Raw genomic sequence first — 13,754 nt, 5'->3', positions numbered from 1 at the left:
CCTGACGCGCGTCATCCCCCACTGACCACCTGCGGCGACCCTACGGCAGCTCACCGTCCGCCGGAGAGTTCGCGGCGGGGTCGGCCGGCGGGGCGGAGGCATCGGCGTCTGGCGAAGGGCTGCGACACCTCGCCCAGCGCCGCGACGTCGTCCTCGGGGAGCAGGTCGGCGGCGAGCAGCTCGCCGAGCTGGTCGGGAGGTGGTGCCGCCAGGTCCGCACTCACTGGGTATTCCCCGACGGCGTCCGGAACTGGGTTGGCGAAGGACGACGCGCGTGCCTATCCGGCCAGCCACCAGAACAGGGGCAAGCTGGGCCGGTCATCCTGGTCCACTCCGCCATCGCCCTCGGATCCCTGCGCACCGGTCGCGGTACGCGCTTCGGTCGGGCTGGGGCTGGGGCTCGCGGTCGGCGTCGGGTCGCCGACGCCCGGGGCACCGGGCGCTTCGGGCTGGGCCTTGCCCGCTCCGGCGTCCTGTGCTGGGGCCGAGGGTCCGGTACTGCTGGTTGGCGCAGGGCCCTGCGCGCCCGCCGTGGTGGAGGGGGGCTGCGCCGGGGACGGTACGAGTGCGGGGCCGGTGGTCTCGGACTCCCCGGTCCCGGGCCTTGCCGGAACTGGCTCCTCGGCCGGGCCGGTCTCCGCTGAGGCCGGCGTGGACGGCTCCGGCACGGCCGGCGACGCCGGTTCCTGCCTGTCCGCCTCCGGGGGGTGCCGTGGCTCGCCCACGCGCTCCTCGGAAGCCTCGGCTGGAGCCGCACGGTCGGCCCACGGCACCGGCACGATGCCGGTCGAGATGGCCGCGGCCAGGCCGAGGCCAATCATCAGGCCGACCGCGACGGCGGCCGCCTCTTTGCGCGCGCGGGCGGGGCTGCGTGCACGCATCTCGGTCCGCCCCTCTGCTCCGCGACCCGGGCTCCGACACCGCTGTGGCCCCGGCTCTCAGGTTCTGCCCTCCCGCAGGTTAACCCGAGCGCGAGCGTCCGCAACAGCGGAGCGTATGTGCCCGGGGATCGCCGGACGATCGGTGGAGCGGGCCGTCACCGGCGCCGCCGACCGATCGAGCGCCTGTGGAAGGTGGGGTGCGAGCGTGGGTTGGCCGCACCAAGGTGGGCGTCATGGCTGATCGGCCCCCTCGAGGCCCGCGAGACGCGTATCGTCAGGTTTGGGTCCGATATCTCTGCTGAGAGGTGCGCCGTGCGCAAGGCCTCCCTCCTGGCGACGCTCGCCCGGCGCATCTCTGGTCCTGGCCGGCTGCGCCCCCGACCCGGCCGACGACCGAGCGGCGCCTAAGACGAGTGCCGCGACGACTGCCGCGGCGTCGGAGCCGACCGCCACGCCGAAGCCCTCGCCCGTGCCGACCGCGCCGCCCGAGGGCAGCACGTACAACGGGGAGGGGGTCAAGCTGGTCATGCTCAAGGAGGCCCCCGCCGAGGACTGGGTGCTGTACGGCGAACACTCCGGCGGGGACCAGCAGTTCATCGTCACCGCCGTGGATGAGCAGGGCAACGAACGCGGCACCGTCATCCTCGGAGGCACCGACTACACCGCGCACGCACTGATGGGTTGGGCGCCCGTCGCGCTGCAGGTCAGCGCAACCGGGCCGTGGACACTGACGACCAAGCACATCGACACGATGCCGACCTGGGACGGGACGGCGCCTCACACGGGCAACGGTGACGATGTCTTCTGGGTCGCCGAAAACGTGGCCGACGGTCTGACGCCGATCACCGCGACGTTCGAGGGCGAGTTCAACTTCGTTGTGGATGCCATTACCTCGCGTGGCTCGACGAACGTGGCGATGGAGTACGGCGCCCCGGGGACCGGTGAGTACGCCCTCCCGAGCGGCACGGCCCTGATCACGGTAAAGGCGGACAACAACGCCGGATGGTCGATCGCGAAGTCGGAGTAACACAGCCCGCCGGTCCCGGGAGTCGATCAACTGCCGCCGCTCACCTCGTGTGAGGCCACCGAGGGGGCCTACGTTGGGCGGGCCGCTACTGGAGCGGTCGAGACTCCAAACAGGGAACGCGCACCATGGAGTACAAGTGGCGGGGGCGGGCGGGTACTGGGTGTGGAACAACCTCGGTAACGTTGGGAGCCGCAAATGCAGGGGGCCGGTGAACTTGCGGTTCCGAAGTGGCACGTAAAGGGCGCTAACCCTCGGACCACGGGTCAGAACTGGCGCAATTCCAACGATCCGGTGACAGCTGAACTAGACGATCAACTATTAGAATATGTGTCCAGAAGGCTAAGACCGCACAAGCTTAGCTCTCAGCGGCCATAAGAGAACCGCCGAAACCTGGTGGGCAGTGTCAGTGATAGTCGAAAAGCGGGTCAGTTTCGGCGGGCAGGTTCATGGCCTACTTTTCAATCGTCTTCGACAGCTGGATCCACCGCGTCCCGGCCGATCCTGCGACGGCCAGCAGACTCGTCTCTGACGCCGTCTGCCGCTGGTCAGACGAGGAAGATCGGTAGCGCACCGGGGTTGTGGGCGTGCACGATCGCGAGGAAGACGACGACGTCGAATAGCAGGTGCACGATCAGCACGTATGTCAGGGAGCCGGTCCTCGAGAAGATCCACCCCTGCAGGAGCGCGAACGGCGCGGTGAGGAACGGGCCCCACTCGCGGTAGCCGAGCTCCCACAGGAACGAGACGAAGATGACGGCCTGAAGCACGTTCGCCCGCCACACCTCGAAGTGTCGGCGCAGCAGCGCAAAGCACGTGCAGATGAAGAACAGCTCGTCCCACGTGCCCACGAAGTTGACGCCCACGAAGAACCGGGCGAGCTCGCTCCGGTCGGTGATGTGCGGCCAGTTCAGGTACGCGCCTGAGGTGATGAAGTAGTACGGCAGGATCAGCCACCCGAGCACCGGGACGGCGACGAGGTAGCCCTTCTCGAGCCGGGTCCACCGCTGGCCGGTGCGCCACGGGAACCGGATGGCGTCGCGCCGGTACACGAACCGGTCCACGACGTATGGCACTCCAACGGCGAACAGGAGCACCGTGCCGATCGTGAAGAACCTGTCCCAGCTGACGTCCGCCTCGACCGAGGTCGTCGAGACGATCGCGATGCCGATCCCGACCAGCGCGAGATCCTTGACCAGCTCACGTGAGACAGCCCACGCCCCGAACAGGCTGACAACGAGCAGCGCGTGGCCCCACCCGGCGAGCTGCAGAGCGAACAGGAGGAACGCGGACAGCGAGACCCCCGCCGCCGGCAGCAGCCCGTTCAGCGCCGTGTCGTGCACGCGTGGGGCAGCGCTCGTGATCATGCGCGACAGCATGCCAGTCGCCGTCGGCGGGCCCCGGGCGGGTGACCCAGCCGGTGGCGGTGTCGAACAGCACGCGGGTGCCGTGCTCGGCGGCGGTGATGCCCAGTGCGGTGGCCAGGTGGGTCTTGCCGGTGCCTGGTAGGCCGAGCAGGACGATGTCGCCGGCCTCGGTCAGGTAGGCCCCCGGTCCGCCAAGACGGCGGCGGCGTTTGTGGCCCCGCCAATCCCGACTCCTTCATGGAGCACGTGGCCATGCTGGACACGGCCGAAGAACCGCCACCACTACGACCTGGCTCGAGCACGTCACCGACGAGGACTACCACGCGTGAGCGCAGCCACCTTGCGGTCAACTGCGCTTGGAAGAGCCGCGTGACGGCCCGGCCGCGTGTCGGTAACAGCGTGATGCGGTGGGCCACCATGCCGCCGATCAGCAGCGGGAAGCCCTGTCTGACACAACGCAGGGTAGGCGGGGTGGTACGTTCTGGAGCGTCTGGGCGGCGAAACCGCACGGTGCGTCAGTTGCGAGGTGCTCTGTACCGACTCCCGACAATGGGTTTGAGCGGAGCCAGCGTCGGAGTCCGGCACCGGGAGACGTCGGCGTCAACCCGTAGTGGCACGTAGGGGGCATGGGCGCCATACACTCGGACCGGAGCCGCACAGTTCCAACGATCCGGAGCCTTTCGGATTAGCGATCAACTTCAGCCGCCCGGTGGGCGGGGGAGGGACCCGAGGTGGCCGTGGTGAGCTGCCCCGGCGCCCGGCCACGGCCCGCACCTCACGTTCCGGGCCGCCGGGGCGTCTGCCTGGTGTGAAGCCGTTCGAGCAGGTCGTGCAGGAGCACGGCGCCGCCGTGCTGCGCGTGTGCCGGGCCGTCCTGGGCCCGGCGGACGCTGAGGACGCCTGGTCCGAGACGTTCCTGGCGGCGCTGCGGGCCTACCCCCGCCTGGAGGCGGGGGCGAACGTCGAGGCCTGGCTGGTCACGATCGCCAGGCGCAAGGCCATCGACCTGCACCGGGCGCGGCTGCGCCGCGCCGTCCCGGTGGCGGAGCTGCCCGAGCGGTCCACCGGCGAGGGCAACCCCGCGGAGCCGGAGGAGGAGCTCTGGAGGGCGCTGCGCGGCCTGACCGTCCGCCAGCGGGAGGCGATCGCCTACCACCACCTCGTCGGGCTGCCGTACGCGGACGTCGCCGGGCTGCTGGGCGGCACCGAGGCGGCGGCCCGCCGGGCGGCCGCGGACGGCATGAAGCAGCTGCGATCGACGCTGGGAGGCGCCAGATGACCACCACCGACCCGCTGCGCCCGCTCGCCGACGTGGAGCCGGACGACCTCGAGCGGCTGCACGCCCGGCTCGTCGCCGACGCGGACGCCGCCGGCGCGCTGGACGTCGCCTACCGGACCCTCGACACCCCCCTGGGGTCGCTGCTCCTCGCCGCCACCGGTGGAGGACTGGTCCGGGTGGCGTTCGAGAGCGAGGGGCACGACGCGGTGCTCGAGCGGCTGGCGGCCCTGGTGAGCCCCCGGGTGCTGCGCGCCCCGGCGCGCTTGGACGACGCCGCCCGGCAGATCGAGGAGTACCTGGCCGGCCGCCGCCGGGCGTTCGACCTCCCCGTCGACCTGCGGCTGGCCGGCGGCTTCCGGCGGGAGGTGCTCAGCCACCTGCCCGACATCCCGTACGGGCGCACCGCCAGCTACACGCAGGTGGCCGCCGCCGCCGGGCGGCCCCGCGCCGTGCGAGCGGTCGGGACGGCGTGCGCCACCAACCCGCTGCCGGTCGTGGTGCCGTGCCACCGCGTCCTGCGCTCGGACGGCTCGCTCGGCGGCTACCTTGGCGGGCTGGCGACGAAGAAGCAGCTGCTCGCGCTCGAGGGCGTCGTGGCCGCCTGAGTCGCCACGATTCACCGCATGGGTACGGGCACCAGGGCCCGCGGCGCCGCTCCCCAGCGGTGCGACGGCGTGTGGGTGCCGCCTGGGAGAGTGGTGCCATGACACCTCCGCAGGACGCCGCCACCGCAGACCTCGTGACGGGCGGGGACGGGCTCGCGCGACCGGCGTGGGCGGCCGCGGACCCGCTGCTGCGCGAGTACTACGACACCGAGTGGGGCGTGCCCGTGCGTGGGGAGCAGGGCATCTTCGAGCGGATCAGCCTGGAGGCGTTCCAGGCCGGGCTGTCGTGGGCGACCGTCCTGCGCAAGCGGCCGGCCTTTCGGGAGGTGTTCCACGGCTTCGCACCCGACGCGGTGGCGGCGTTCACCGAGGCCGATGTGAAGCGGCTCCTCGGCGACGCCCGAATCATCCGCAACGCCGCCAAGATCCGCGCGACGGTCACCAACGCCCGGGCCACGGTGGCGCTGCGCCAGGACGGCGGGCTGGACGCGCTCGTGTGGTCCTACCGCCCGGCGGTCACGCCCGCCCCTCGCGCGCTGAGCGACGTCCCGGCGTCCAGCCCGGAGTCCGTGGCCCTGTCCAAGGAGCTGCGCCGGCGCGGCTTCGCCTTCGTCGGTCCGACCACCATGTTCGCCCTCATGGAGGCGATCGGGTTGATCGACACCCATCTGGTCGGTTCCCACCGGCGCGGCAGCTCCGGCCTGTGGGCGCCCGACGGCACGCCGCTGTGACGGGGCAAGGTGGCCGGGCCAGGCGGACCGTGCCCCTGCCGCTGAGCCCGCCCTTCGCCGTCGCCCCCGTGCTCGCCGCCATGGCCGCCCACGCCCTGCCGGGCGCCGAGCGGTCGGCCCCGGGCGCCGCCCGGCACAGCAGGACGGTGCCCACGGCCTGCGGGACCGCGGTCGTCACGGTGTGCCTCGGCGCCGACCGGGTGGACGCCGAGCTCGACCTGCCGCACCCGGCGGCGGAGGGTGCGGTGGTCCGGCTCGTGCGCCGGTGGCTGGACCTCGACGCCGAGCTCGGTGAGATCGCCGGCGTCCTCGCGGCCGACCCGCTGCTTCGACCGCTCCTCGAGCGCAACCCCGGGCTGCGCGTCCTGGGCCACGTCGACGGCTTCGAGGCCGCCGCGGTCACCGTGCTCGGCCAGCAGGTCTCCCTGGCCGCGGCGCGCACCTTCGCGGGCCGGCTCGTCGCCGCCTTCGGAGCGCCGGCGGGCCAGGGCCTCCTCGCCTTTCCCCGGCCCGCGACCCTGGCCGCCGCCGACCCCGAGGACCTGCGGGCGGCGGTGGGGATCACCGGGGCCCGCGCCCGCACGCTGGGCGCCCTCGCCGCCGCCTGCGCCGACGGCCTGCGCCTCACTCCCGACGAGGACGCCACGGCCGTGCGCCACCGGCTGCTGGCGCTGCCGGGCATCGGGGCGTGGACGGCCGACTATCTGGCGCTGCGCGCCCTCGGCGACCGCGACGCGTTCCCCGCCACGGACCTGGTGCTGCGGCGCGCGCTCGGTGGCCTCGCCTCCGCGGCGGCGACCGGGCGGGCGGAGGCGTGGCGCCCCTTCCGCGCCTACGCGGTGACCCACCTGTGGACGCGCGCGGCCTACTGACCCGGGCCATGGTCGCGTGCCCGGCCGTGGCTCGTGTGTCACGGCCGGCGCACTCACCTGCGGCCGTGGCCAGTGCGCCACGGCCGCGTGCCGGTGCCGCGGCGAGAGGTCGCCGCGGCACACGGTCAGGCCATCGCTCCGATGCCCCGCAGCTGGATGTCGACGAGTGTGTTGACGTAGTCCTCGAGCCCGGCGCGGATGGTGTCCTTCTCCTTGGGCCAGCTGAACAGCACGTGCACGAGCACGGCGCCCTCGATGGCGTCGAGCAGGTGGAAGACCGGCGTGTCCTTGGGGAGCTCGCCGTCCTGGACGGCCTTCTCGATCCGGCCGTGCAGGCTGAGCACGCCGCGGCTGATGTTCTGCTGGCGGATCTCGGCGAACTCCACCGGGTTCGCCTGCGCCGCCGAGTACAGGTGCGACAGCGCCCGGCCGTGCTCGCCGAGGTAGAGCTCGCCCCGCGCCTTGGCGTGCGCCACCAGGTAGTCCCGCAGGCTCATGTTCTCGTCGTCCGGCACCGCCAGGTGCGCCTCGAGGTCATGGAGGGCGTCCATGAGGAGGTCGCGCTTGTCCTTCCATCTCAGGTAGATCGACGACTTGCCGATCCCGGCATGCGTCGCCACGCCGTCGAGACTCAGACCGGACCAGCCCTTCTGGCCGAACAGCTCGAGCACCGCCCGGTAGGCGCGTGCCTCGGTGTCCGCATGCCGCGGACGACCCGGACCCCGCCGCACGGGAGGCTGCTCGGGCGCGGGGGTCTGCTGCTGCTGCGTCATGGTTCCAGCCCCTTCCTTGACGGCTTGCTCAGGAGGGTACCGGCGGGGAAGTTGAGTCACGCGCACAACAGTCCGACATTCGACGACAAATTTTCGGCCGCCCTCACACGGCCGCGAAGGCACGAGGGATGGCCTCGGAGCGCGCCTGGCGGACTAGCGGGATCCGGGTCCGGACGTGCCAAGGGCAGGCCCGGACGTGCCGGAGGGCAGGCGCGCACGCCTGCCCTCCGTCGCCCTGAGTGCTAGCGCACGGTAGCGGGAGACACCACGCCGACCCAGTGCTCCGGGCGGAGCGTGGCCTTCTCGGCCGGCGTGGCGTCGCGCCGGTCCTCGGCCGCCAGGCGCTCGCACAGGGCGATGGCCGCCGTGAGCAGCCCGCGCAGGCGGTCGTCGGCGTCCCGCACGCAGGCCGTGGCGATACCGGGGACGGCGAAGTCCAGGATCACCGGACCGGGGTGGTAGCGGACGGGCCCGATCACGCCGTGGGCGATGAAGTCGCGCGCCCAGCGCGCGGCCAGCGGCACCTCGGTGAGCGCGGCCTCCGTGGTCGCGCGCAGGGTGCCGGCCGGGCGACCGTCGGACTCCGCGAGCATCCTGTCCACGCTGAGCACCCCGACGGCGAGCGCCCGCTGGGTCTCCTCCGCCACGATCGGCAGTGCCGTGGTGGCCGCGAGCAGTGCGATCTCGTGGTTCCAGCGTGGGTCCTTGCTGGTCAGACCGATCACGGACGGGATCAGCGGCGCCAGCTGCGGGCGCGCCCGGTCGGACGTGCAGTCGTTGACCAGGCGGGCCAGGTGCGCGAGCAGCGGATGGGTGCAGGCGGGGCGGTCGCTCCACCGCTCGCCTGCGAGGAACGACGCGAGCTCCATGAAGCAGGCGCCGCGGCGGGGGTTCCGGTGCTTCCCTCGCGAGAGCATCGGGAGCATGTCCGGCTGGTCGTTTGTCATCATCGCGGTCTCACCGGCCTCGGCACTGGGCGACGTGCTTGACGTCACACCAGTCTGCGGCACGGCAGGAGGCGGCGCAACGGGTGCGCCCGACGCCTGTAGCTGACTTGGGGTGTGCCGCTCCGTGGTGTCGTCACCACGGGTTGCGGCGCGGGACGTGCACGGCCCGGAGCGCGAGCGCTGGTGGCAGCGCGCGGTCGCGGCGTTCCCGACCTACGCCCGCCACCAGGAGCGCAGCGCCCGCTATCCCGGTTCTCGTTCTCGAGCCCGCGCCGGGACGGCCGGACTGAACGGGCCGGGAGGGGGCCTGGCCGGCCGTCAGCAGTGCGCGGCGGCGACGGCGAGCCCGAGCGCCCGCTGGAAGTTGCTCTCCCGGTCCTCGGCGCTCATGTCGCGGGAGGGGTCCAGCAGGTGGTCCGAGATCGTCAGGACGGCCAGCGCCTCGCGGTCGTACTGGGCGGCGATGCCGTACAGGCCCGCGGCCTCCATCTCGACGGCGAGCGTGCCGTAGTCCGCCAGCGCCCGGATCTGCTCCGCGGGGTTGCCGTAGAAGTGGTCCCGGGAGACCACCGGCGCCACGTGGACGTCCGCCGCGTCACCGGCCGCGGCCACGGCGGCCGCCACCAGCGGGTAGGACGCGACCGCCGAGAAGTGGATGCCGGGGATGCGGGTCGTGTTCATCGCGGAGTCGGTGTGCGCCCCCAGCGCGATGACGACGTCTCCCACCTTCACCTTGTGCGCGAGACCGCCGGCGGTCCCCACCCGGATGATGCGCTGGACGTCGTACTGGGAGTACAGCTCGTTGGCGTAGATGCCGAGGGACGGCATGCCCATCCCGGAGGCCATGACGCTGAGCGGCTTGCCGTCCACGGTGCCGGTGTAGGCGCCGATGCCCCGCACGTCCGAGACCTTCCGGGCGTCCGGCATCAGCAGGGCGGCGATGCGCTCGGCGCGCCGGGGGTCGCCCGGCATGAGGACGGCGGGGGCGAAGTCGCCCTTCTCGGCGGCGATGTGCGGGGTGGCCATGAGGCTCCTTCGGCTGGGCCGGGCGCGCCGCTGTGCGGTGGCCGGCGGCGCTCGGTGCGGTGTGCCGGCCCGCGCCGGGCCAGGCGCCGTACATGCTCGCACGGCCCCGGGACGGCGCACGACCGGGCCCTGCCCGGACGCCGCTCGGACGCCCGGGCAGGGCCCGGTCGGGATGCCGGTCGCGCCGACCGCGTCAGCGTGCTAGGGGGCTCGCCTCCGGCGCCTGCTCGACCGCCGTCTCCGCCTTCGTGAGCTCCTGGCACAGCTCGATCGCCGAGACGAGGAGGTCGTGGAGGATCAGGTCGGCGTCCGCACCGCGCGAGTGCGCGATCGCGGGGACGGCGTACTCCAGGATGGCCGGCCCCGGGTGGCGGGTGATGTGCTCGGAACCCATCTGCCGGGCGAACTGCATGGCCCAGCCGGCAGCCGCCGGGTCCTGGTCGAGCGCCTCCTGGCTGGACGGGCGCAGGGAGCCGAGCGGCCGGCCCTCGCTCTGGGCGAGCAGCCGCTCGCACGAGAGGATCCCCACGGCCACCGTCGGGCGCCGCAGCGCCGACGCGTACGGCAGCGCGCGGGTGGCGACGAGCAGCGCGATCTCGTGGTCCCAGCGCGGGTCCGAGCTCTTCAGGCCGATGACGGACGGGATGAGCTGGGCGAGGCGCTGGCGGCTGCGGTCGGAGGTGAAGTCGTTGACCAGCCGGGCGAGGTGCGCGAGCAGCGGGTGCGTGCACGCGGGGTGGTCGCTCCACCGCTCGCCGGCGAGTACCGAGGCCATCTCCATGAAGCACGCGCCGCGACGCGGGCTCCGGTGCTTGCCCCGGCCGAGGACCGGGAGGAAGTCTGTCTCGTTGCTGCGCATTGACCTCACCTCGACTGCCGTTGGGTACCGGAGTACTGATGAGTGTGGGCTACATCACATGCGGGTGCAACGGGTCACCGGCACCGAGATGGGGACGAAAAACGCCGGAAAGACGCGGCAGAGAGCCCCGGCGGTGATGAGCTCCAGAGCCGCCGGGTGGCCAGCTCGGCGCCGCGGCCGAGGGGCTGGAGCCTGGCGGGCCGCGATCTGGGGGACGGATCCTGCGCCGCCGTGCCACGCCTCTCCACGGTGTGGATACTGGGAGCGCGGACCGGGGCGATCCCCGCGGTCCCGTGCCCGACCCCGTCCCACCGATTGCGACGGGAACCACCTGGCACGAAGGTGGCGACCATGACCTCACCAAAGGCTCCGCACGTCGACCGGGAGCAGTGGTCCGGCCAGCTGGGGTTCCTCCTGGCGGCGATCGGCTCCGCCGTCGGCCTCGGCAACATCTGGCGGTTCCCGGGCGTCGCCTACGAGAACGGCGGCGGCGCGTTCCTCATCCCGTACCTCACCGCCCTGCTCACCGCGGGCATCCCGGTGCTGCTCCTCGACTATGCCCTCGGCCACCGGTACCGCGGGTCCGCCCCGGCGACCTTCCGGCGCCTCGGGCGGCGGTTCGAGGCCCTGGGCTGGTTCCAGGTGGCGATCGCGTTCATCATCGCGACGTACTACACGGTGATCGTCGTCTGGGCGATCCGCTACGTCGGCTTCTCCGTCACCGAGGCCTGGGGCTCGGACCCCGGCACCTTCTTGATGGAGGACCTGCTCGGGTACACCGGCCCAGGGTTCAGCACCGACTTCGTGGGCGGCATCTTCTGGCCCATGCTCGTCCTGTGGGTGGTGACCCTGCTGATCCTGGCGCTCGGCGTGCAGGGCGGGCTCGAGCGCGCCAACAAGGTGTTCCTGCCGATGCTGGTGGTCCTGTTCATGATCCTGGTGGTGCGCGCCCTGTTCCTCGAGGGCGCCGCGGAGGGCCTCAACGCCTTCTTCACCCCGAACTGGGCGGCGCTCGCCAACCCGCAGGTGTGGATCGCCGCCTACAGCCAGATCTTCTTCTCGCTGTCGGTCGCCTTCGGGATCATGCTCACCTACTCCAGCTACCTGCGCCGGCGGGCCAACCTGGTGCCGACGTCGTACGTGGCCGCCTTCGCGAACTCCTCGTTCGAGATCCTCGCCGGCATCGGCGTGTTCGCCACGCTCGGCTTCATGGCCGCCCAGCAGGGGGTCGGCGTGGGGCAGGTCGAGAACCTCACGGGTGTCTCGCTGAGCTTCGTCACCTTCCCGCAGATCATCTCGCTCATGCCGGGCGGGCCCATCTTCGGGCTACTTTTCTTCACCTCGCTGACCCTGGCGGGGTTCACCTCGCTGATCTCGATCCTGCAGGTCATCTCGGCCGCGTTCCAGGAGAAGTTCAACCTCACCCGGGTGCAGGCCGCGATCTACATCGGTGGGCTGTGCGCCCTGATCTCCCTCGCCCTGTACTCCACCACCTCGTCGCTGGCGCTGCTGGACACCGCCGACAAGTACATCAACGAGGTGGGCGTCGTGACGTCCGCCATCGTCATGTGCCTGCTGGTGACGTACGGGGCGCGCAAGCTGCCCGAGCTGCAGGCCCACCTCAACGCCGTCTCCACCGCCCGGCTGGGCCTGTGGTGGCGGGTGCTCGTGGGCGTCGTGGTCCCGGTGGTACTGCTGTGGATGCTCGTCTCCACCGTGCTCGGGCTCTTCGAACAGCCCTACAGCGGCTACCCGTGGAGCTTCGTCAACGGGGTCGGCTGGGGCGTGGTGGGCGCCTCGGTGGTCCTGTCGGTGGTCTTCGCGCTGATCCCGTGGCGCCGGCCGGTCGACGACTTCACCCCTGAGCCGCTGCCCGCCGCCGCCGGCACACCGCTGCGGGCGGGCACGACCGAGCCGGAGGCGAACCGATGACCCCCGTAGCGATCGTCATGCTCATCGTCGCCATCCTGGTCGTCTGGGGCGGCCTGGTCCTCTCCATCGTCTTCCTCGTCCGGCACCCCCTGGACGAGAGCGAGGACGTCGGGACGCTGCTCGGCGGCGAGGAGGACGAGCCGCACCGCGCGCTGTAGCGGGTCCCGCGTCACGGCGCCGCCATAGGGTGTGGGCGGCGCCGCTGCCCGCGACGCCCCGTCGTGGGAAGGGGCCCGGCTTTGAAGATCGTCCTCGCGCCCGACTCCTTCAAGGAGTCCATGACCGCCCACCAGGCGGTCGAGGCGATGGAGCGCGGGGTGCGCGCCGTCGTCCCCGACGCGCACTGCGTGGGCGTCCCCATGGCCGACGGCGGGGAGGGCACCACCGCCGCGCTGGTGGCGGCGACGGGCGGGGAGCTCGTCGCGGCGGACGTCCACGACCCGCTCGGCCGCCCGGTCCGTGCCCGCTACGGGTTCGTCCCGGCCCAGGCGCTCGCCATCGTGGAGGTGGCCGCCGCGGTGGGCATCGACCTGGTCGCCCCCGCCGACCGCGACCCGCTGCGGGCCTCCAGCGCCGGGCTCGGCGAGCTGGTGCGCGACGCGCTCGACCGGGGCGCCCGCCGGCTCGTCGTCGGCCTCGGCGGCTCGGTCACGAACGACGGCGGCGCGGGCATGATGCAGGCGCTCGGCGCCTCGCTGCGCGACGCGGGCGGCGCGGAGCTGCCGCCGGGGGCCGGGCCGCTGGCTCGCCTGGCCACCCTCGACCTGAGCGGGCTCGACCCGCGGGTGCGGGAGCTGACGGTGGAGATCGCCTCCGACGTGACCAACCCGCTCCTCGGCCCGCAGGGCGCCAGCGCCGTGTTCGGGCCGCAGAAGGGCGCCACGCCGGACGCGGTGCCCCTGCTGGACGGCGCGCTGGGCGTGTGGGCGGCGGCGATCGCCCGCGCCACCGGGCGGGACGTCGCCGCGCGGCCAGGGGCCGGCGCCGCCGGGGGCCTGGGCGCCGCCTTCCTGGCGTTCTTCGAGTCCACCATGGCCCGCGGCGTCGACGTCGTCATGCGGGCCGCCCGGCTCGAGGACCGGATGACCGGGGCGGACCTGGTCCTCACCGGCGAGGGCTGCGTGGACGCCCAGACGGTGCGCGGCAAGACGCCGTTCGGCGTCGCGCAGGCCGCGAGTCGCCACGGGGTGCCCGTCATCGCGTTCGCCGGTCGGATCGGGGAGGGGGCGGAGGTCCTCTACGACTACGGCTTCGCCGCCCTGGTGCCCATCGTGCGCTCGGTCACCGACCTGCCCACGGCGCTCGCGGACGGGCCCGCGAACCTGCAGGCCGCCGTGGAGACGGTGTTCCGGGTGCTGACGCTGCGGCGCTGAGCACCGCGCCCGGGCGCGTCGCCCGGCGAGGCGTTGCTCACACGCCCCCGGCCGGCGGCACGCCAGCGCGGAGCGGCGCCCGCCC

The 13,754-nt window shown here is 72.9% G+C and carries 15 protein-coding genes; 8 read left to right on the top strand and 7 right to left on the bottom strand.

Annotated elements, in window-relative coordinates; genetic code table 11:
• Positions 1-50 precede the first annotated feature (50 nt).
• On the bottom strand, positions 51-224 hold the full coding sequence (locus ACF0H8_RS13710; protein ID WP_395289455.1) for a hypothetical protein: 174 nt from the start codon (positions 222-224) through the stop codon (positions 51-53).
• A gap of 1,126 nt (positions 225-1,350) precedes the next feature.
• Here ACF0H8_RS13710 and ACF0H8_RS13705 point away from each other — a divergent pair.
• A complete protein-coding gene (locus ACF0H8_RS13705; protein WP_395289454.1) occupies positions 1,351-1,908 on the top strand; it encodes a hypothetical protein in 558 nt (185 codons plus the stop codon).
• 545 nt (positions 1,909-2,453) lie between these two features.
• On the opposite strand, the gene ACF0H8_RS13700 is transcribed toward ACF0H8_RS13705, so the two are convergent.
• Positions 2,454-3,200 carry a CPBP family intramembrane glutamic endopeptidase gene (locus ACF0H8_RS13700; RefSeq protein ID WP_395290892.1) on the bottom strand — a complete coding sequence of 249 codons (747 nt, stop codon included), beginning with the start codon at positions 3,198-3,200 and terminating at the stop codon, positions 2,454-2,456.
• Complete coding sequence (locus tag ACF0H8_RS13695) at positions 3,106-3,423, bottom strand: ATP-binding protein (protein WP_395290891.1); 318 nt, start codon at positions 3,421-3,423, stop codon at positions 3,106-3,108. The genes ACF0H8_RS13700 and ACF0H8_RS13695 overlap by 95 nt, the downstream gene beginning before the upstream one ends.
• 657 nt (positions 3,424-4,080) lie before the next feature.
• Between ACF0H8_RS13695 and ACF0H8_RS13690 the strand changes: the two genes are divergently transcribed.
• The 4 genes from ACF0H8_RS13690 (at position 4,081) to ACF0H8_RS13675 (ending at position 6,759) form a co-directional block, all read left to right on the top strand.
• Positions 4,081-4,551: an RNA polymerase sigma factor gene (locus ACF0H8_RS13690; protein ID WP_395289453.1), complete on the top strand. Its 471-nt coding sequence runs from the start codon at positions 4,081-4,083 to the stop codon at positions 4,549-4,551.
• The gene (locus ACF0H8_RS13685; RefSeq protein ID WP_395289452.1) at positions 4,548-5,156 is read left to right on the top strand and encodes a methylated-DNA--[protein]-cysteine S-methyltransferase; all 609 of its coding nucleotides are present in this window, start codon (positions 4,548-4,550) and stop codon (positions 5,154-5,156) included. The genes ACF0H8_RS13690 and ACF0H8_RS13685 overlap by 4 nt, the downstream gene beginning before the upstream one ends.
• 98 nt (positions 5,157-5,254) lie before the next feature.
• Positions 5,255-5,887 carry a DNA-3-methyladenine glycosylase I gene (locus tag ACF0H8_RS13680; RefSeq protein WP_395289451.1) on the top strand — a complete coding sequence of 211 codons (633 nt, stop codon included), beginning with the start codon at positions 5,255-5,257 and terminating at the stop codon, positions 5,885-5,887.
• Between the two features lie 29 nt (positions 5,888-5,916).
• Positions 5,917-6,759, top strand: a complete 843-nt coding sequence (locus ACF0H8_RS13675) for a DNA-3-methyladenine glycosylase family protein (RefSeq protein WP_395289450.1) — start codon at positions 5,917-5,919, stop codon at positions 6,757-6,759.
• A 125-nt stretch (positions 6,760-6,884) separates the two neighbouring features.
• Here the strand turns inward: ACF0H8_RS13675 and ACF0H8_RS13670 are convergent, their stop codons facing one another.
• The 4 genes from ACF0H8_RS13670 to ACF0H8_RS13655 all read right to left on the bottom strand — a co-directional run bounded on the left by ACF0H8_RS13670 (position 6,885) and on the right by ACF0H8_RS13655 (position 10,364).
• Positions 6,885-7,532 (bottom strand): TetR/AcrR family transcriptional regulator, encoded by a 648-nt coding sequence (locus tag ACF0H8_RS13670; RefSeq protein WP_395289449.1) that lies wholly within the window; start codon positions 7,530-7,532, stop codon positions 6,885-6,887.
• Positions 7,533-7,774: 242 nt separating this feature from the next.
• The gene (locus ACF0H8_RS13665) at positions 7,775-8,479 is read right to left on the bottom strand and encodes a hypothetical protein (protein WP_395289448.1); all 705 of its coding nucleotides are present in this window, start codon (positions 8,477-8,479) and stop codon (positions 7,775-7,777) included.
• A 318-nt stretch (positions 8,480-8,797) separates the two neighbouring features.
• On the bottom strand, positions 8,798-9,505 hold the full coding sequence (gene deoD / locus ACF0H8_RS13660) for a purine-nucleoside phosphorylase (RefSeq protein WP_395289447.1): 708 nt from the start codon (positions 9,503-9,505) through the stop codon (positions 8,798-8,800).
• 193 nt (positions 9,506-9,698) lie between these two features.
• On the bottom strand, positions 9,699-10,364 hold the full coding sequence (locus ACF0H8_RS13655) for a hypothetical protein (protein WP_395289446.1): 666 nt from the start codon (positions 10,362-10,364) through the stop codon (positions 9,699-9,701).
• 351 nt (positions 10,365-10,715) lie between these two features.
• Here ACF0H8_RS13655 and ACF0H8_RS13650 point away from each other — a divergent pair, with 351 nt between their 5' ends.
• The 3 genes from ACF0H8_RS13650 to ACF0H8_RS13640 all read left to right on the top strand — a co-directional run bounded on the left by ACF0H8_RS13650 (position 10,716) and on the right by ACF0H8_RS13640 (position 13,669).
• On the top strand, positions 10,716-12,296 hold the full coding sequence (locus ACF0H8_RS13650) for a sodium-dependent transporter (RefSeq protein ID WP_395289445.1): 1,581 nt from the start codon (positions 10,716-10,718) through the stop codon (positions 12,294-12,296).
• Entirely contained in the window at positions 12,293-12,454 is a 162-nt protein-coding gene (locus tag ACF0H8_RS13645; RefSeq protein WP_395289444.1) for a methionine/alanine import family NSS transporter small subunit, read from the top strand. The genes ACF0H8_RS13650 and ACF0H8_RS13645 overlap by 4 nt, the downstream gene beginning before the upstream one ends.
• An 81-nt stretch (positions 12,455-12,535) precedes the next feature.
• Positions 12,536-13,669: a glycerate kinase gene (locus ACF0H8_RS13640; RefSeq protein ID WP_395289443.1), complete on the top strand. Its 1,134-nt coding sequence runs from the start codon at positions 12,536-12,538 to the stop codon at positions 13,667-13,669.
• Positions 13,670-13,754 lie beyond the last annotated feature (85 nt).

Source organism: Georgenia sp. AZ-5 (assembly GCF_043952095.1).
GTDB lineage: Bacteria > Actinomycetota > Actinomycetes > Actinomycetales > Actinomycetaceae > Georgenia.
The sequence above is the reverse complement of the archived record's forward strand: the minus strand, read 5'-3'. Positions and strand labels throughout refer to the sequence as shown.

Coding starts and splice junctions, on each gene's coding strand:
- ACF0H8_RS13685 (WP_395289452.1), top strand. CDS start 4,548: ATGACCACCACCGACCCGCTGCGCCCGCTCGCCGACGTGGAGCCGGAC.
- ACF0H8_RS13680 (WP_395289451.1), top strand. CDS start 5,255: ATGACACCTCCGCAGGACGCCGCCACCGCAGACCTCGTGACGGGCGGG.
- ACF0H8_RS13670 (WP_395289449.1), bottom strand. CDS start 7,532: ATGACGCAGCAGCAGCAGACCCCCGCGCCCGAGCAGCCTCCCGTGCGG.
- ACF0H8_RS13665 (WP_395289448.1), bottom strand. CDS start 8,479: ATGACAAACGACCAGCCGGACATGCTCCCGATGCTCTCGCGAGGGAAG.
- deoD (WP_395289447.1), bottom strand. CDS start 9,505: ATGGCCACCCCGCACATCGCCGCCGAGAAGGGCGACTTCGCCCCCGCC.
- ACF0H8_RS13655 (WP_395289446.1), bottom strand. CDS start 10,364: ATGCGCAGCAACGAGACAGACTTCCTCCCGGTCCTCGGCCGGGGCAAG.
- ACF0H8_RS13650 (WP_395289445.1), top strand. CDS start 10,716: ATGACCTCACCAAAGGCTCCGCACGTCGACCGGGAGCAGTGGTCCGGC.
- ACF0H8_RS13645 (WP_395289444.1), top strand. CDS start 12,293: ATGACCCCCGTAGCGATCGTCATGCTCATCGTCGCCATCCTGGTCGTC.